Annotated in this window: 20 protein-coding genes; 8 read left to right on the top strand and 12 right to left on the bottom strand. The window is 46.3% G+C overall.

Annotated features, from left to right (window positions below; genetic code table 11):
* The first annotated feature begins 85 nt into the window (after nt 1-85).
* A complete protein-coding gene (locus HR45_RS19065) occupies nt 86-811 on the top strand; it encodes a 4'-phosphopantetheinyl transferase family protein (protein ID WP_156104068.1) in 726 nt (241 codons plus the stop codon).
* A 2-nt stretch (nt 812-813) separates the two neighbouring features.
* Here the strand turns inward: HR45_RS19065 and queF are convergent, their stop codons facing one another.
* Nucleotides 814-1,677: an NADPH-dependent 7-cyano-7-deazaguanine reductase QueF gene (queF, locus tag HR45_RS12090; RefSeq protein ID WP_081933468.1), complete on the bottom strand. Its 864-nt coding sequence runs from the start codon at nt 1,675-1,677 to the stop codon at nt 814-816.
* Nucleotides 1,678-1,735: 58 nt separating this feature from the next.
* Between queF and syd the strand changes: the two genes are divergently transcribed.
* Nucleotides 1,736-2,377 (top strand): SecY-interacting protein, encoded by a 642-nt coding sequence (syd, locus tag HR45_RS12085; RefSeq protein ID WP_037443284.1) that lies wholly within the window; start codon nt 1,736-1,738, stop codon nt 2,375-2,377.
* A gap of 9 nt (nt 2,378-2,386) precedes the next feature.
* Here syd and HR45_RS12080 read toward each other — a convergent pair whose 3' ends face one another.
* Entirely contained in the window at nt 2,387-3,160 is a 774-nt protein-coding gene (locus HR45_RS12080) for a Zn-ribbon-containing protein (protein WP_037443282.1), read from the bottom strand.
* Nucleotides 3,161-3,508, bottom strand: coding sequence for a hypothetical protein (locus HR45_RS12075; RefSeq protein WP_037443280.1), 348 nt, complete (start codon nt 3,506-3,508; stop codon nt 3,161-3,163).
* 154 nt (nt 3,509-3,662) lie between these two features.
* Between HR45_RS12075 and HR45_RS12070 the strand changes: the two genes are divergently transcribed.
* Nucleotides 3,663-4,025, top strand: coding sequence for a DUF3192 domain-containing protein (locus HR45_RS12070; RefSeq protein ID WP_037443278.1), 363 nt, complete (start codon nt 3,663-3,665; stop codon nt 4,023-4,025).
* A gap of 1 nt (nt 4,026) precedes the next feature.
* Here HR45_RS12070 and HR45_RS12065 read toward each other — a convergent pair whose 3' ends face one another.
* The 3 genes from HR45_RS12065 to HR45_RS12055 form a co-directional block, all read right to left on the bottom strand.
* A complete protein-coding gene (locus tag HR45_RS12065) occupies nt 4,027-4,257 on the bottom strand; it encodes a DUF2789 domain-containing protein (RefSeq protein WP_037443276.1) in 231 nt (76 codons plus the stop codon).
* Between the two features lie 790 nt (nt 4,258-5,047).
* Nucleotides 5,048-5,431, bottom strand: coding sequence for a DUF3301 domain-containing protein (locus HR45_RS12060; RefSeq protein WP_037443275.1), 384 nt, complete (start codon nt 5,429-5,431; stop codon nt 5,048-5,050).
* Nucleotides 5,428-6,444: a DUF3549 family protein gene (locus tag HR45_RS12055; RefSeq protein ID WP_037443274.1), complete on the bottom strand. Its 1,017-nt coding sequence runs from the start codon at nt 6,442-6,444 to the stop codon at nt 5,428-5,430. Before HR45_RS12055 ends, HR45_RS12060 begins: the two co-directional genes overlap by 4 nt.
* A 98-nt stretch (nt 6,445-6,542) precedes the next feature.
* On the opposite strand from HR45_RS12055, the gene HR45_RS12050 reads away from it, so the two are divergent.
* Nucleotides 6,543-6,857 carry a YqcC family protein gene (locus HR45_RS12050; RefSeq protein ID WP_037443272.1) on the top strand — a complete coding sequence of 105 codons (315 nt, stop codon included), beginning with the start codon at nt 6,543-6,545 and terminating at the stop codon, nt 6,855-6,857.
* A complete protein-coding gene (gene truC / locus HR45_RS12045) occupies nt 6,838-7,656 on the top strand; it encodes a tRNA pseudouridine(65) synthase TruC (RefSeq protein WP_037443270.1) in 819 nt (272 codons plus the stop codon). Before HR45_RS12050 ends, truC begins: the two co-directional genes overlap by 20 nt.
* On the opposite strand, the gene HR45_RS12040 is transcribed toward truC, so the two are convergent.
* On the bottom strand, nt 7,646-7,831 hold the full coding sequence (locus HR45_RS12040; RefSeq protein WP_037443268.1) for a hypothetical protein: 186 nt from the start codon (nt 7,829-7,831) through the stop codon (nt 7,646-7,648). The genes truC and HR45_RS12040 overlap by 11 nt on opposite strands.
* A 116-nt stretch (nt 7,832-7,947) precedes the next feature.
* Here HR45_RS12040 and HR45_RS12035 point away from each other — a divergent pair, with 116 nt between their 5' ends.
* The 3 genes from HR45_RS12035 to purU all read left to right on the top strand — a co-directional run bounded on the left by HR45_RS12035 (nt 7,948) and on the right by purU (nt 10,772).
* The gene (locus HR45_RS12035) at nt 7,948-8,397 is read left to right on the top strand and encodes a flavodoxin (RefSeq protein ID WP_037443266.1); all 450 of its coding nucleotides are present in this window, start codon (nt 7,948-7,950) and stop codon (nt 8,395-8,397) included.
* Nucleotides 8,394-9,848 carry a PTS transporter subunit EIIC gene (locus HR45_RS12030; protein ID WP_037443264.1) on the top strand — a complete coding sequence of 485 codons (1,455 nt, stop codon included), beginning with the start codon at nt 8,394-8,396 and terminating at the stop codon, nt 9,846-9,848. Before HR45_RS12035 ends, HR45_RS12030 begins: the two co-directional genes overlap by 4 nt.
* A gap of 87 nt (nt 9,849-9,935) precedes the next feature.
* On the top strand, nt 9,936-10,772 hold the full coding sequence (gene purU, locus HR45_RS12025) for a formyltetrahydrofolate deformylase (RefSeq protein ID WP_037443262.1): 837 nt from the start codon (nt 9,936-9,938) through the stop codon (nt 10,770-10,772).
* Nucleotides 10,773-10,826: 54 nt separating this feature from the next.
* On the opposite strand, the gene HR45_RS12020 is transcribed toward purU, so the two are convergent.
* The 5 genes from HR45_RS12020 to HR45_RS12000 all read right to left on the bottom strand — a co-directional run bounded on the left by HR45_RS12020 (nt 10,827) and on the right by HR45_RS12000 (nt 17,307).
* On the bottom strand, nt 10,827-11,216 hold the full coding sequence (locus HR45_RS12020) for a DUF3192 domain-containing protein (RefSeq protein ID WP_037443260.1): 390 nt from the start codon (nt 11,214-11,216) through the stop codon (nt 10,827-10,829).
* A 102-nt stretch (nt 11,217-11,318) separates the two neighbouring features.
* Complete coding sequence (gene xni / locus HR45_RS12015; protein ID WP_037443258.1) at nt 11,319-12,077, bottom strand: flap endonuclease Xni; 759 nt, start codon at nt 12,075-12,077, stop codon at nt 11,319-11,321.
* Nucleotides 12,074-13,429 (bottom strand): nucleotide 5'-monophosphate nucleosidase PpnN, encoded by a 1,356-nt coding sequence (gene ppnN, locus HR45_RS12010; protein WP_037443256.1) that lies wholly within the window; start codon nt 13,427-13,429, stop codon nt 12,074-12,076. Before ppnN ends, xni begins: the two co-directional genes overlap by 4 nt.
* A 37-nt stretch (nt 13,430-13,466) precedes the next feature.
* A complete protein-coding gene (locus tag HR45_RS12005) occupies nt 13,467-15,020 on the bottom strand; it encodes a GGDEF domain-containing protein (RefSeq protein ID WP_037443255.1) in 1,554 nt (517 codons plus the stop codon).
* Between the two features lie 139 nt (nt 15,021-15,159).
* A complete protein-coding gene (locus tag HR45_RS12000; RefSeq protein WP_037443254.1) occupies nt 15,160-17,307 on the bottom strand; it encodes a tetratricopeptide repeat protein in 2,148 nt (715 codons plus the stop codon).
* Between the last annotated feature and the right edge of the window lie 92 nt (nt 17,308-17,399).

The following is a 17,399-nucleotide window of genomic DNA, read 5'->3' as shown; positions in this document are numbered from 1 at the left end:
GTGTTTTCTGCTATGGCCATAACAGGAATGAATAAGAAACTAACCATCCCGTATGGGATACCGCTAAACCTTGGTAGCTAATGATTTGACTTACAAAGTATATTTAAGAAAAATTGCGCCGTTCAACGAAGCTAACATCAGCATGTTAAGTGCAGCACTTTCTGACCGTGAGCGAAAAACTATTAGCGGTTTCAGTCATGAAGGACGGCGTTGGACTGCGTTACAAAGTCGTTATTGGCTGCGGCACTATTTATCTATTTGGGCTCAAAAACCATTGAGCTATTGGGATATTGTTACGGATTCTCAGGGCAAACCGCAGCTCAGTGTTGAGCAACAGGCGCAGTATTCACTGCATTTTAATCTGAGCCATAGTGGTGATTATCTTGCCATTGCTGTCAGCGATCACGCTTGGCTAGGCGTCGATATCGAAAATACTAAGGTGACGCGTAACTGGTCTGAGATTGCCAAACACTATTTTGCTGAATCTGAATATCAGCTATTGCAACGCTTGCCAGAGACGCAACAAGCTGTGATGTTTTATCGATTATGGGTGCTAAAGGAAGCGCTAATGAAGGCGCGTGGTACCGGCCTTCGTGAATCACTTGCGCATTACGATTTTTCTTCAATGTTGCCTTGCAGCTATCATGCTGAAAAGGCGTTAACTTTTGTAGGGAATATGGTCGATGTGGAGCTGCAGGCTTGGCATTGTTATCTCGCTCAAGTGTCATCGTCATTAACATTGGCTGTCATATGCCCAGAGCAGGATGAACTGCCAAAGTGGCAGTTCATCGACGAAACTCAAGTTAATTAACGCTATTGTCGCGCGAGGCGATGCTTTTCTTGCAACTGCTCAAAGTCACTGCGGAATGGATTGATATCTAAGCCACCTCGACGGGTATAACGCGCATATACGGTCAGTTTGGTGCAATGGCATAACTGCTTAAGATCGGTAAATATGCGTTCGACACACTGCTCGTGAAATTCATTATGCTGACGGAAGGAGATCAGATAGCGTAGCAGGCTCTCTCGATTAATTTTTGGCCCTTGATAGCGGATCATTACGCTGCCCCAATCGGGTTGCGAAGTGATTAAGCAGTTCGATTTCAATAAGTTAGAATTGAGTGTTTCAGCGACAATTTGTTTATCATCGGTACTGTCCAGCAACCAATCTCGGGAAAAGGCATAATCAGATACCTCGATATCAAGATCGTCAATACAGTGGCCTGGCAGTTCGCCAACACGCTGATTGCTAAACTGTTTCGGTTCTATAATCGTGACTTTCACTTGGCCGTCGGCACATCGGCTCAGATCTTTGCTCAATACATGTTGTAATGCTTCAACCGATTCAAATTGAGTTTGGTTCAAACTATTAAGATATAACTTGAATGATTTGGACTCGATCAGATTCTGACTAAACGCATCAATTTCTACTTCAGCCAATGCTACCATCGGCTTACCTTTGTGGTTTAGCCAAGATAATTCGTAAGCTGTCCATAAATCGGTGCCGTGAAAAGGCAAGGGTTCTGCCAAGGCAATGGCATCACGATTGAGCTTTCTCGGCACAGGCTGCAGTAGCTCGGGTGCATAATGTTGTTGATAAGAAACTGATTTTCCTAGCGTCAATTCCGCCAGCTCAGGAGCCTGCTGATACGGATCTGAATGAGGATTCTGTGACATTCCAAATAATTCCATGCAAAATAGACCCTGATTATATCGTAATTTAAGGAAAGATCAGGTGTCTTGCCAAGCAGCGCTGCGTCAATGGTTAGTTGAGTATTCGCGACGTTATCAGTCCGATGTTGATGAATTTCCGCGTCACTACGCGTCAGGCGAGTTGTCGTTGTGTCAGCTTGATGAGCACGAAGTTGAACCAGTTCAGTGGCAATTTGTTGAGCGCGAGTCGTTGGGCAGCTTTGCCAATATTGAACATGCGCTGTCGATATCCTTGCATGAGGATATCAGTCAATACTACGGCAGCTTTTGGGCTGGGCCGCTGCACTTCCATTCTCCATGGGGAGAAGGGGAGCTACTCCAAGTATGGAACCAAGCCGATTTTGAGCGGTTGCAGCATAACATTATTGGTCACCTGATGATGAAAGCTAAGCTCAAACAAAGCCCTACATGGTTTATTGGCGTGTTAGCCGATGGCGATGATATGATTTGTGTGAGCAATCAAGATGGGTCGGTATGGCGAGAGAAACCCGGCGATGAACCATCTGTTCAGCTTGCCAACTCTATCAGTGACTTACTCGGTAAGCTGACGCCGAGAGTGACGCCAGCGGTGGAATATGACTTTCCCAATGAACCTACCAGTGACCACCCAGGAATTATGGCCAGCCTTAAGCGGATGTGGCGTAATTTGTTTCCATCAAAGTAAGTTAGCGGCCTACTGAAAATCCCACGAAAGATTCGACACAATGCGGCAGTTGTGGCATTGGAACAGAAATAAATCGAGCAAAGGTTCGGGCTGACGCCAATCAGGATTGCCACAACGCGGGCAACAGCGGTCCATCTCGGCTTGTTTACTGCTACCGCCGATTCGGTAAAGATAATAGTACGTTGGGATTTTTGTCAGATATTCGATGCGGCCGCGTAGATCCCAGCCTCGGCGAAATAGGTCGCTTTGATGGTTTGCTAGTTCGTTTACGGCTGCAAATTCGGCGGCAGATGCCGATGCCATCTGTATTTCATCACAAGCTTGCCACTCGGTCTGCCAGCGGATCACTTGTTTATGATCACCGTTGAAGGTCGCGGGTACCCGATATAATGGAATAGGTTGCAGCGTATCACCACTGCGCAGCGGCGAGCACATATGAACGTAGCTCGTATAAAGTAACTGCCAACTGGACATCTCACTATTGCTGGTCTCTGAATTGATATCTAAGCCGATAAGCTTTTCACGCGGGTGCAGTAGTTTGGCGTGCTTTAGTTCATCTAATGCTTGCTTTGCCCACGGGCTGTTAAACCGGTTAGCTAGGCTATTTTCTTCAGGCAGTAACAGACGTACTTTAAATACGCCGTCTTTTAAGGCAACCGCAAACTCCCGCCCCAACACTTGGCCATTCTGGCGCCAAGCTTCAAGTAGATAATTGATGGCGTGTTCTGCCTCGCTGATAGTCGTGTCAGCGAAGCATTCAAAACTGATTTCACTAACGTACATCTATTGTGGCTCGTTATCTGATGGCTTGATTTGGGATTCCAGCGCTGCAATACGTGCATCCAACTGTTGATGGGATAGCAACAGTTGCTGCATTTGTGCTTTTAACTGCGCGATATCATCTGTTTGTTGTTCAACCTTAGCTTCATTTTGCACGGACTCATTGGCGCGATGTGCTGCCGCTTCAATCTCGTCATCCGACATGGCTTTAAAACGAGACATGCCATCAATGAGTACCGGCAAGGGAATTTTGCCACCAAACTTAGCTTTAACTAAGGCGGTAGAAGGCGTGATGCCAGACTGGTGCAGCTTAGCGGCGATAATAACCACTTGTTCAACCACTGATGACATTTGGTGAGTTCCCTTATTTTTCGGTGTTATTGACTAATGTTAATCATTGCTTGTAAATGTATCAACTTGATAAATATACAATTTATATGTTGGCAATAATTTTGCTTATTAACGAAAGTGATCATACAGATAAATATTCAAAAAAGGAGTGAAAATGAATAGATTTTTGTTGCCGGTATTAGCAGCTGCGAGCTTAAGTTTAACTGCCTGTGTCGTAAAAGTGGGTGGAGATGATCGTTGGGATGATAGTGAATCTTGGCAGCAAGTGCAGCGACATAATCAACAGATCTTATCGCAACTCAACATCGGCATGTCGACTTCTCAGGTAGAGACCCTGATGGGAACCGCTGATTTTAATGAAGCATTCGGCTCTAACGGGGAAATGGTCCAAGTGCTGTTTTACCGTACTCAACATACACATAGTGATGGTAAAACCACTAAAGATGAGTGCACCCCGCTAATTTTTAAGGCTGACAAATTAGCGGGATGGGGTGATAAAGCCTATCAGCAGCTTTAACTTACATATGTAATGCACTATCCAGATGCTCAATGGTTTCGGCCCATTGGGCATCTTGCGTTATGGCCTCTTCAAAAAAGAGTCGCTGGGATGTGTTCCAGTATGGAGCTTCAGCAATACGCACATTGGCTGGCAACTTGTGTGTATCGATGAATTGTTCAATGGCCCTATCGTCGTTGTCTAAACCCAATTGCGCAAACAACGATGTAAAGTCCGGAATGACGGTATCCATATTCTCTCCTTACACTAGCAGTGAGCTCGAGTTTAATTGCTCTATTAAGTGTACTGCAATTAGCTGAAGACGAGGTGAACAGCCAAAATATCGATAATAAATTGCTAGCGATATGGTGCAAACTATATATAGCTTTCCGTTTTTCCCTACATCGGTGTGAGATATGTCTTACACGGATGTGAGACATTCATTGCTTAATTGTGCAGTTTTGTCTTGTATTTTATACCTAACATATTGAAACTAAATTGTTTGTTGTTGTGTGATACGTGTAGGACAACATGCGAGGAAAAATTTATTTTTGTGAGCCATCCTACGCAGATTACCCCTTTAGAGTAATATTAACTCCATCGAAGGATTGGAAGCGCAGGGACTCGTCAGGAAGACGATTCATCAGGAAGATGAACTTGTAGGGACACAATCCAAGGATGATACAAGGAAAGGGCACTGTCAGGAAGACAGTTCTGCAAGGAAAGTTTCCCCGAGGACCGGGGCGTCAGGATGACCTAGGGAATCGGAAAAGGAATTTCAAGGACGATGAGGACACGCTTCAGGACGAGGCAAGGCTGGTAGAAGGAATCTCCAGTAGTTAGGGAAATGTACGTAAGTACAGGGAAACATCAAGGAAAGACAAGGAGCAGGACGCGTCACATTCGCATGGATGGTGCAGGGAAGCACAAGTTATAGCTGGAAGGCTTAGCAAAAAAATAGAAGGGCGCGACTCATTGTCGCGCCCTTTCTCTTTGTGTCATGTGACTGAGAGCGATAACGTAGGCGTGTCGTTCTCGGAAAATTAATGGCAGCGTCCTGAACCACAACTGCTACCACAGCCACCACCAAATTTCCCCTTAGAGGATGGTGCTTGTTGCCATTCTGGTTCTGGAAAAATTGGCCACTCTATTTTTTCAATCTGATTACCGCGCATACGTAATTTCCCGCGAAATTGATTGATGCCGTCGGTGCTAAACTCAAACATAAAGCCGGCACGCCAACCGAGACCTGTTGCGCCGCCCAATGTCGGTCTGGCTGCGTCCATCGCGATGGCAACGAGTTGCACTCTTTGTCTTGCGCATTCTCTTTCCATATAACGGCGCGCGATTTCCGCCATCTGTCTTAATTGCCAAAAAAATGCAGCAATTAAAACTAATGCAGCGATCATCAAAAAGTCGGTCATCATTGAGTCATGGCCTTAAATAACCCACCGATTGCTTGTGAGAGGCGTTCACTACGATCTGGATTGCGTAGTTCACTTAGCAATGGGTGGCGGATGTCTGGAATCGCCACAATATCAGCAAAGATTTGATTAAAAAAGCTTTGCGGTTGCAGGGCTAGTGACTCTAGATAAAATTTGCGGACATCGTCTTGCTTTAGGCTGTTCCAGCAACGCGCGGCAACTGCAATAAGTTGCGTTTGCTCAAGTTTTTCATGGCTTGCGGCCATTTGACGGAGCAAGGTATTACAACAGTCTGGACTGGATGCTACCGCGCGCAGCAAGTAACTGCGTTGCTTAGCTTCGGCATGGCTAAACAGTGTTTCAACGGTTTGCATCACCGATGTCGGTAGCGTCACATGCTCCAACAACTGACAACTGGCGGTTTGGATTTCTACAATCTTTGAACTTAGGGCATTGCTAAGCAGCTGCGCATGCTCGAAATCCTCAGCGCGGGCGCAGATATCCGCTAACCCTTGCAGTCCAACACTCTGCCAAAGTTGTGCATCTGTTTTACCACTCAGATATTGGCATGCGAATTCATATTGTGCTGATGCTGGCTGCTTTAGCTGTCTCCGCAACTGCGCATTGAAGATTGCTAACTTCTCCTGAGAAGGACGCACGTTAAATGGATGATTTGCCATGCGCTGCTGTTCTTCTTCAGTTAATGGACGCGTGATGTCGTCTCCCATGGCATCCGATAACATCTGTAAAAATTGGCTACGTGCAGCCGGATTTAGCAATCCTCGTTCATCCAGCGGGAACTTTAAGAACCAGATAAATGGTTGTTGCTTATTCTCTCCAAAGACAATCGCGAATTGTGCATGCCCTTGAATAGGATATGGATACGCGAGTTGCAAGTTCTCAAAGGCTTGAAATACAGATGTCGCAATGGGTTGTACACGTCGACCTAAATCAAACACTAAATACTCACTATTGGCGGCGTTGAGGAGCTCCCCCAATGTATTGATCGTACTCATAACTCGTTACCTAACGTCTTCAGAAGGGCGCAATTATAGGGATATCTTGTCTCGGATGGTATGATAGGGCGCTTTAAAACGCCGACAAAATTGAAATAATGGTGTATCAACAAACGCAAATCTTACTCGAGACGCTTGAGTGTCACCTAAGAAACCATGAATTGTGGAGTGACGTGCCACCGTCTGCTGCGGCATTAACAAGCACTGCTCCCTTTGCTTGCGACAGCATGAGTTTTGAATCTTGGCTGCAATTTATTTTCTTACCGCGCATGCAGCAATTACTCGATAATCAGCAACCTTTGCCAAAAAAGATTGCTGTCGCGCCGATGGCACAACATGTGTGGGCCGAGTTGCCTGAACGCCAGTTAATTATCGCGACGTTGGAGGCGATAGATGCTTTGCTCAGTGAATGAACATGATGATGTAGCACTCGATGAAGGGTTGAATGAAGTCGCCCCAGACATCCGTATTCTGTTTGAAGATGAACATATGGTGGCAATTCACAAGCCCGCGGGCTTGTTGGTGCACAAAACCTATCTTGCGCGTAAAGAACGCTTTTTTGCGATGCAGCTTACCCGTGACCTAGTGGGCTGCCATGTGTTTCCGGTACATAGATTAGACCGACCGACCTCGGGCGTACTACTGTTCGCCAAAAATAGTCAGGTGGCGAAACTGCTTTGTGAGCAATTTGCCGGACGCGATATTCAAAAGCACTACCTCGCCTTGGTTCGAGGCAATATGCATGAGGCTGGCGAGCTTGATTACCCATTGCGGGAAGAACTTGACGACATCGCCGATAAGCATGCAAGGCAAGACAAAGCGGCGCAGGATGCGGTAACGCAATTTTCGCCACTGTTGAACAGTGAAATCCCTTATCCCTCTGGGCGTTATCCGAGCAGTCGTTTTTGTCTGTTACGTTTAAAACCGTTAACAGGGCGCAAGCATCAACTACGTCGTCACATGGCGCACCTGCGACATCCTATTATTGGCGATACCACTCATGGCGACGGTAAACAAAACCGTTTTTTTCGCGAGCATTTTGGCATCAACCGTTTATGGTTGTTGGCGCAAAAATTGGAACTCACACATCCTATTTTAGGCACGCCAATGACAATCACCACTGAGCTTGAGGCTGAGTGGCTGGAGGTCTTTGCTGGTTTAGGCTGGTCGGACGCCGAACTAGATAGGACGTCACCACAACTTATTTGCTGATCGTAGAACCTTCATCTGATAACCGCTGCATGAGTTCCATCAGCGGTTGATATGACGAAAGCGGATAGTGATGGTGATGATATTCCTGCCGATTTGCTTGGAAATAACATACGCGACGAACATGGGTTGTGCGCTGATGTTGTTTGAGCAATTTTTGTCGACTGCTTTGTCGCATTTTTGCGTCCTTGTCTAGCATGGACTTTATCGACTGCTTTCGTCTAGTTGCAGGCAGCACAGGGGATAAAGTATGTTGAAGATCAGTATCTTCAATTGGTGGGCGCGGAGTATAACATGAAAAAGATCAGCCTAGTGTTCGGATCAGTTTATGGCAGCGCTGAATCAGTGGCAGAGACGCTCTACCGAGAGCTTCAAAATCAAGGGCTTTCTGTTCAATTGCATCAACCAGAATCGCTTACCGGCTATGTGCCAAATGAAGAGGAACTCCTGTTACTGGTGTCATCAACCACTGGTGATGGCGATCTTCCAGAGAATATTGTGCCTTGGTTTGTGCAGATGAAAGATAGTGCTCCATACTTGCCCAATTTAGAATATGCGGTCGTAGCGCTTGGAGACTCTAGCTATGACCATTTTTGTGGCGGTGGTCATCAACTGGATGAGCTCTTTAGCGAATTGGGCGCGAAACGTATTGGCGAAGTGTTTGAAATCGATGCGTGTGAAACCATGGAACCGGAGAACGAAGCGCTTACTTGGCTTAAAAAATGGCTTAAGTTATTAAAATGAGAAAATCGCTGACCTGGTGGTCGACTCAATGGTTTAAGTTTGCGCAGAATCTTAGTCAGACTCTGCTCGCGCCGATCGCGATTTTGCCTGCCGCTGGGGTTATGTTGGGCCTAGCTAGCTCATTACAGGACTATCTGCCGCTGGAATTTGCCGAGTTACTGCGTAATGTCGGTAATTTTGCGTTTCTGATCATGCCGATGCTGTTTGCGGTGGCAATTACCACTGGCTTTTGCAAGGAGCCTGGCACTGCCGCATTAACCTCTGTCTTTGGCTACGGCGTATTTACCTCTTCAATGACGGTGTTGACCGGTCAGCAAATTGACCTGCAATCTACCGCAATTCTTGATAATCAAATGCTTGATACCGGTATTGCGGGTGGCATGGTCATGGGGTTGATGAGCTGTCTGGCAATGTACTTAAGCCAATTCGTGCGCTTGCCGCAGATGTTTTCTTTTTTCGAAGGCCGACGCAGCGCGCCTATGTTAATACTGCCATTAGCGATGGTTGTTGCTTGGGGCTTTTCCTGCATTTGGCCAAGCCTTGCTGAGCATATTGATAAGATTGCGAACTGGGCGGTATACCAACGTCCAGCGTGGGCGTTTGCACTTTATGCGACGGTTGAGCGCTTGTTACTGCCGCTCGGGCTACATCATATTTGGAATACCCCCTTCTTTTTAGAGTTTGGTCAATACGTGCACCAGGGCGAAGTTGTCCGCGGCGAGGTGGCGCGCTATCTGGCTGGCGACCCATTAGCAGGGAATCTGGCCGGCGGTTATCTGATTAAAATGTGGGGCTTGCCGGCGGCTGCAATCGCTATTTTACGCAGCGCCAATCCGTCGGAACGTAATCGCATCGCCGGGGTGATGTTGTCTGCGGCCGCGACGAGTTGGCTGACGGGGGTAACAGAGCCCATTGAGTTTGCCTTTCTGTTCGTGGCGCCGGTGCTTTATCTGGTGCATGCATTGCTTTGTGGCTTGGCTTATATGATTTGTGTGATGCTGGGGATTCACTATGGTGTTACCTTTTCACAAGGGCTAATTGATTTAGTGTTGCTGTGGCATAACTCCAGTAATAGTGGCTGGTTTTTGATCCTCGGCCCAATGACCGCGCTTATTTATTACGCCTTGTTTACCAGTTCTATCCGTATCTTTAATCTCAAAACCCCCGGCCGGCTTGAGTCTTTTGAAATGCCGGCGGCCAGTGCTAGCGAGCGTCCTGCATTATTAATTAATGCCCTAGGGGGCATCACCAATATTGAGCATATGAAAGCGTGTATGACGCGTATTCGTTTAAGTGTGCACACGCCTGAAAACGTCGACAAACGCAAACTGCTAGCCTTGGGTGCGAAAGGGGTGATTGTATTGGGGCATGGGGTTCAAGTGGTATTTGGGACTCAGGCCGAAAGTGTCCGTCAGCAGATGCAATCCCATATTGACGCGAGTTCTGTTTAATATTTTGAAGTAAATCCTGATGTTTATGCAGCCATTTCGCTTTTTCTGTGGCATATTCTTCAGCCTTAATGTTGTATGGGGGCGAAAATGGCACATAAGGTTTTGCTGACAGATTGTGCGGACGAGCCCGGCTTGATTGCCAAAATCACCGGTGTTTGTTTCGAGCATCAGCTTAATATCATTAAAAATAGCGAATTTGTTGATAATCAGCAGCAGCGCTTTTTCATGCGTACCGAATTTGATGGTGAGTTAGATTCAGTGCGTTTTCTTACCGATTTGTCAGCTGTGTTACCGCAGCAAAATCGTACGCGTTTGGTCGATGCTGGCCGTAAACGGGTGGTGATTTTGGTGACCAAAGAGGCACATTGTCTCGGTGATTTGTTAATGAAAGCCTATTACGGCGCGCTTGATGTAGAAATCGCCGCGGTTGTGGGCAACTATGAAATTCTGGAACCTTTGGCGCAGAAGTTTGATGTTCCTTTCCATTATGTCTCCCATGAAGGCTATAGCCGTGAAGAGCATGAGCAAGCCATTCTGAAAGTGGTTGAGCCTTATGCACCAGATTACGTGGTGTTAGCGAAATTTATGCGGGTGTTGACGTCTGGCTTCGTCAGCCGTTTTCCAAATCGGATTATTAATATTCATCACTCGTTCTTGCCTGCCTTTATTGGCGCTAATCCATATCGTCAGGCATGGGAACGCGGGGTGAAAATCATTGGCGCAACGGCGCATTTTGTAAATGATAATCTCGATGAAGGCCCGATTATTAAGCAAGATGTTATTCCGGTGGACCATAGCTATAGCGCTGATGATATGGCGAAAGCCGGGCGTGACGTTGAAAAAAGTGTGTTATCTCGAGCACTTGCATTAGTTGTGAACAATCAAGTTGTCGTCAATGGCAACAAGACGCTAGTGTTTAAATAATGAGTCCATTAAAAAAGCCGCCTGAGGGCGGCTTTTTTAATGCTTCATATTCGGTTAGTTGGTGGCAATACTGGGAGACAGATATTGTTGATAGGTGTCTTCGCCCCACGCGACTAGCTGCTGATCGATAAACAGCAACGGCGTACATTCATCGCGGGTAAGTTGTCCATCAGCAACTTTACGTTGGGTCTGATAAAACAACACCCTGAGTTGCTTACCGTTCGCGAGTTTCGCTTCGGAAAAGTCGGCATTTCCCATTGCCTTTTGCACTTCAGTCAATTGTTCACCAATATATAACTCGCCAATCTTGCCACGGTTATAAGCTTGTCGATCTTCCCAATCCATATCTTCGGGGGATGGCTCATAGACCAGCATAATCACCGAAACAAAGGCAAGATATGAGAGAAAAATAGCGCCAATAATGACAGGAATTTTGCTTTTCATAGGACATTAATGATTGCAGTTAAGTATGTCTATCTTCTGATGACTCTAGGCCGAGATTCAAGTCGTAATTGTAAGATAATTTAGCGAAATGCAGCCACGTTGTTAATTTTGACGGCGGTATTCGCTTAAACGTACCTGCAATGACATATCAGTACGCAGTTTGGCTAATTTGTAGCTTAGTCTTGCCATCTCCCGCCCGTCTGCGAGTTTTTGCGCCTGTTTGGCTCCAAGCTTATCGAGCGCGTTATAGATATTGGCGAGTGAACGGTAACTGCGCAGTAACTCGGCAGCTGACTTGGGGCCGATCCCGGCGATACCGGGGATTTTATTACCACTGTCACCGCTCAAAGCGGCAAAATCCAACAGTTGCTGCCGTGATATTCCAAGCTTTTGCTCAAGTGCCGCAATATCTAACCATTGATTAGCAAAATAATCCCACTGATTAACGCCGTTAAGGTTAAGCTGTGCAAAGCCTTTATCGGTGGAAACGATAATCGCTTCACCGCCTGATTTACTCAGTTTGTAGGCGAGGGTTGCGATGACATCATCAGCTTCTGAATCGGCTTGCAGTGAATTAAACCCCTGGGACTTTAACTCGCTGATTATTGAAGGGAGGCCTTTTGCAAGCGATTCTGGCATAGGTTTACGCCCCTTTTTATAATCGGGGTAGAGTTGTTTGCGCCAAGACACATCTGTGCCATCCCATACCACGACCACATGGCTTGGTTGATGATGACGGCATAATTTTCGACATGCAGATAACGCGCGCAATGCCAAAGCTTGCATATCATCTTGATCCGGTTGCGCCGCTAATATGCGACGCACCAGATTCATCCCATCAATAATCAGTAGTCGGTTCATTTGCTGATTTGATAGCAAGGGGTGTAATGACTCCCCGGAAGCTTCATCCGTTGTTGGCTGACAAATGCTGACAGCAGTTTATCCATTAATACCATCAAGGCAGCATCGCCTTTTAGCTTAAATGGCCCATAATCCTCTACGTATTGCATGGTGTCTGCTTTAACATTCCCCGCCACAATACCAGAAAACGCTTTGCGTAGATTCGCGGCTAATTTGGCTTTATCTTGATTCATGTGCAAATCAAGAGATTCCATTGCGTCGTGTGTTGGCTCAAATGGTAGTTGAAAATCGGGTTCGATTGTCAGCCCCCATTGATATTGGTACGAATCACCGGTCTGCTTACGGTGTTGTTTGACTTGTTCCATTGCGAGTCGCATCTGTCTAGCTGCCGCCGCAGGATCATCAATAATAATTTGATATTTCGCCTGTGCTTCCTTGCCGAGAGTGGCGCCAATAAAGGCGTCTAACTCTTCAAAATACGCCGCACTTTCACGTGGTCCGGTAAGAATTAAGGGAAACGGAATATCAGCATTCTTCTTATGTAACAGAATGCCAAGTATATAAAGTAATTCTTCAGCAGTTCCCGGGCCACCAGGGAAGATGATGATGCCATGGCCCATGCGGACAAACGCCTCTAGGCGTTTCTCGATATCCGGCATGATCACCAGCTCACTCACAATTTGGTTTGGTGGCTCAGCTGCAATAATGCTTGGCTCAGTAATGCCAATATAACGCGGTTTATGAATACGTTGCTTGGCGTGACCAATAGCAGCGCCTTTCATAGGACCTTTCATTGCGCCAGGCCCACAGCCAGTGCAGATATCGAGTTTACGTAACCCTAATTGGTAACCAACTTCTTTGGTGTATTTATACTCTACATGATTGATGCTATGGCCGCCCCAGCACACCACCACATTGGGATCTTGCATGGGGGAAATTGCCCGTGCATTGCGCAGAATATCAAACACCATATTGGTGATATGGGTAGGGTCATTAGGGTTGATATGTTTGAGGTTACTAAATTTGTGGCGAACATAAATGAGGTCGCGTAGCACCGCAAACAGGTGCTCTTGAATACCGACGATGATTTGCTCATCCACAAAGGCGCTAGCTGGCGGATTTATCAGCTCTAATTTGATACCGCGCTCACGCCGTAGCACGTTAATGTCGAAATCTTTGTGCAGGGAAAACAGTGATTTGGCGTCGTCAGTTTGCGCGCCAGAGGAAAGAACGGCGAGTGAGCAATTACGGTAAAGCTGATAAAGCTCGCTACTCGCCCCTTGTTTTAAGCTATCGACTTCGAGTTGAGACAGCTGGTCCATGCTGCCCCGAGGACTAATTTTGACGATCATGCATACTCCTTAAGAAAGCGGGGCAGGCGTTGTCGCGTCAATCGATAATAACCCTGTCCCGATTCTCATGCTTGGCTTTGTAGAGAGCAGCGTCGGCGCGTTCAAACGTTTCAAGAATATGTTCGCCTTCGATAATCTTTGCTGCTCCAATCGATAAGGTAACTGTAATACGCTGATTTTTAAATTTAAATGGAATATTTTTGATTTTTTCTCGCACGCGGTTCAATAAATGACCAATATCGTTATGTGAGACATCAGGGATCAGCAACACAAACTCTTCACCACCATAACGCGCCACAAACTCAGTATCGCGCAGAGAATTCTTCAGCGCCATTGCAATGACTTGCAGGGTCTTGTCGCCGGTACTGTGACCAAAGCTGTCGTTGATCGCTTTGAAATGGTCAATGTCAGCAACTGCGACCCAAAGTGGATTACGGTTACGTTGGTAGTGGCGGTATTCTTGCTCCATGCGCTCGTCCAGTGCGGCGCGGTTGGGCAATTGAGTTAAACTGTCGAGCAAGTTGAGTTTCTGTTGTTCGAACAATTTCTCTTTATACGATGAGGTTTCCGACGTTAGCTCATTAATCTCGTTGCGTAATGTTTCAACGGATTTTTTCAGCATGGCTACTTCGCGTTGCTCTAACGCTTCTTTGCGATTGAGACTGGCACGTAACACTGCGAGCTGTTCGATAACTTGGTGCTTCATCTGCTCCATGTTGTCGGCAACTGCTAAGCCACTTTCCACATTATCAACTTGGCTATTGATATCTTTATTCAGCTGGTTCTTTAGCTGTTGGTTGCGCTGTGCCTGATTGAGCGATTCATTGATCGAATCGCGCACTGACATCAATGCTTCATTGAGAGCGAACAAAAACTCCTGCGAAGCGCTTTTCTCTTTCGCAATATTCTCCAGCAACATACTGAGAATCGTTTGATAGGACTCCAACAGGGCGTCGATATCAATCTCGGTAGCGAGCTGCTCCTTAATAACCAACACTTGGTCACGTTGGGCTTTGGAGAAATCAATCTCGGAGATCATCTGCGCAAGTTCATGCGCCAATTGTCGGTATTTGGGCAGATAGGTGATGGGCTCTTCGCTATCAAAGCAGAGTGCTAACGTTTGCTCATAAAAGGAGATTAATTGCTCTACTTTGGGGATATAGTCCCATACCGTATGAAACGGTTTGCCCACGTCTTGTTTGAAGTAATTTACTTCTTTACGCAGTTTATCTGGAACACTTTCAACACGTTGTAGCTGACGACTAAATTTGACTAACCCGTTACGACCTTGTTCTAGCTTGGTCATCACGTGGCTATATTGGCGTTTCAGAATGCGTTCGATATCGACCAGTTCCGGCAGGATGTCATCTAAACGGTCAACGTCAGAAAAGCTAGCACGTAATTTGGCTAATTTGTTGTCGAGTTCTAAATTCTGGCCTTTACAGGCTAAGCTAAGGTGGCCGATAAAACCTGACAATGCACGAAGTTTGGCATTCCTGTCTTCTTTTAGTTCAGCTAATGCAATCTGAGCAGTTTCGAGTTTCTGCTTCATTAGTGTTTGTTGTGACAGGCCCGCGTTTGCGTCTTTCATTCCTGAGTCATTCCTTCGGCATTTTGCTGCTCTGGGAGGGATAATTGACTGACGCAACAGAGACATTGCGTTATCTGCGTCAATGTTATAGCAATCCCGTGATGCTGCAAATGATTCCTTTCAGATGTTTCTATGTGGATCAAAGAATATTAGCAGATTCTGACGTCTCTAACGGTTGGAAACGTGGCCATGTGATCGCATCTTTATTCGCATTGCTCTCAATACGAATAAAACCTCGTCTTACGCCTTGTGCCAACTGTAGGTAGAGCGGCTGTGAGAATACTGTCGATGGAGTAAATTCTAGCACCTTAATGCTAAGGTGACAGCCTGTCTCAATATCTGTCGACGCGGCTCCCGCCAACATCCACTGTAATGTTTCAAACATCACCTCAGTGGGTAGTGTTACTTCCTCATCAGCAAGTAGTGGTAGGTTGATGACCGCTATGTCGAGTCGCAAAGGATCACCGTCCAGATTGATGCTACGTAACCTTTGATGTAACTCTGACGGATCTATTTCATGGCGAGCTAACAGCGCAAATTGACCTGGAGCAATGCTGTAGATTTGCGCTCGGCATAAAAACTTGAGTTTGTTGTAAATGTTGTCCTGAATGGCTTTAGCCGCAAATTGCCCGCGCTCGATTGGGGCATTGGTCAGTTCGGCAAACTGTACCAGTGCTACGCCTACATTATTCTGCGCAAACTGCTCGAAGAAGGCATGATAGCCGGGCAGTTGATAGACAGCATCCAGCTTAATCTGCTCCATTGTTTGCTGTTGTAACACTAATTCGCGTTGGCGTTTACGGTAGAGATACAAAATATAGGTGCCAACGCACACCAGCAGAATCAGCAAAAAGCCAATGACGATATTACGATTAAGCAGCATATTTTGCTGTTGCTGCAGTTCGGTGCGTTGTTTTTGGCTTTTGAGCAGCAAGCTTTGCTCAGTGATTTCCTGTTCAGTCTTAGGCGTTTCAGATGTTTTCGCCTGCTCCAACATTTCTTTGGTTAACTGAGTGATCAATTGCTGATTACTCAATGCTTCTGCATAAAGCCCTTTATTCTGTTGGCTCGTCACCAGATAGGTAAGCGCTTCTATCTGCTCATCCTTAAGTTGTAGTTTTTGTGCAAGGGCTAAGGCGGTTTGCGCATGTAATAATGCGACATCATCTTGACCAGCTTTAGACGCAACTTGTGCCAGCATGGTTTCGTTGTAAACCAAGTAGTGGGTGCTGTTACGTTCACGAAAGATTTTGTTAGCTTGCAGCAGGTATTCTAATGCTTTGTCAAAGTTATCAATGTGGAAATAAGCTTCGCCTAGGTTATGGAAATTACGCGCCTGGGCGGTAAGGCTTTGGTACTTCGCATCATACTGTTGTGCATTCAAGTAATAGTCGATTGCTTGATTCCACTCACCTTGCTCCGCATAGATGATGGCAATGACCGTCATACTGGTAGAAAGAAATTTATGATCACCTTGTTGGCGGAATAGGTCGATAGCCTTATGAATGTGATTAAGCGCTTCATTCCACTGCTGCATATCGCGATAAAGTTTGGCTAAGTTCAGCTCTAACATTGCGGTTTGATATGGCTTTTTATCTTTAAGCGATGCGCTATAGGCGGCAGTGTAATGTTGCAACGCCAGCGGCATTTTATCGACTTCGCGATAGTATTTGGCCAGCCTCGCTTCGGCCTCGGCAATAAGATAGTTGTTGCGAAGCAGGGTGGCGGCTTCAAGCATCTGTTTGAAGTTGTTTAGGGCGGCATCGTCGCGCTTCAGAATAAGATTAACCACCCCCATTTCGTCGTAGATGACGACTTTAAGCTGGAGTGAACGCACATCTTTAGCGTTGCGAATATAGTTCGTCGCTTGTTCATTGAAACTCACGGTATCGCGATACTGCTGCTTGATGCGCCCTGCATAACGCCCCGCAATATTGAGTGCAGCGGCTCGCTGATAATCATTAGTTGCGACACGTTGTAGCGCATCATGCAATGTCGTGGCGTCTGTTTGTTTTCCTTCGTATTGGACGCGGCTCTCTAACGCGAGTCGCGCCAGAAAATATAAACTTTGAAAGAGGTCATCATCGCTTTGGTTGCTCGCGATGGCAGCTTGATGCAACTCATCTGCCGTATTGAAAACGGTTTGGGGCACTGATTCATGTAATTGCTGGTACAGCTGTTGTGGCGTCTCACGATAGATAACTTCAATCTCATCAGCTGACTGAGCTTGGAGCGGTAAACTCAAGGTGAAAGCAAAGGCGGCAAAGCAGCAAATAAACCAACGCATTAATAAGAACTCTCTCGGTTGTTGATAGGGTTCGGCAATATTTTAATTGTTAATGATTATGTTATCGGCGTGAGTGGTCACCGTGAACTTGT

Origin of the sequence: Shewanella mangrovi (assembly GCF_000753795.1) — a bacterium.
Taxonomy (GTDB): domain Bacteria; phylum Pseudomonadota; class Gammaproteobacteria; order Enterobacterales; family Shewanellaceae; genus Shewanella; species Shewanella mangrovi.
Note: the sequence above shows the minus strand (reverse complement) of the source record. Positions and strands in the feature narration are given on the sequence as shown.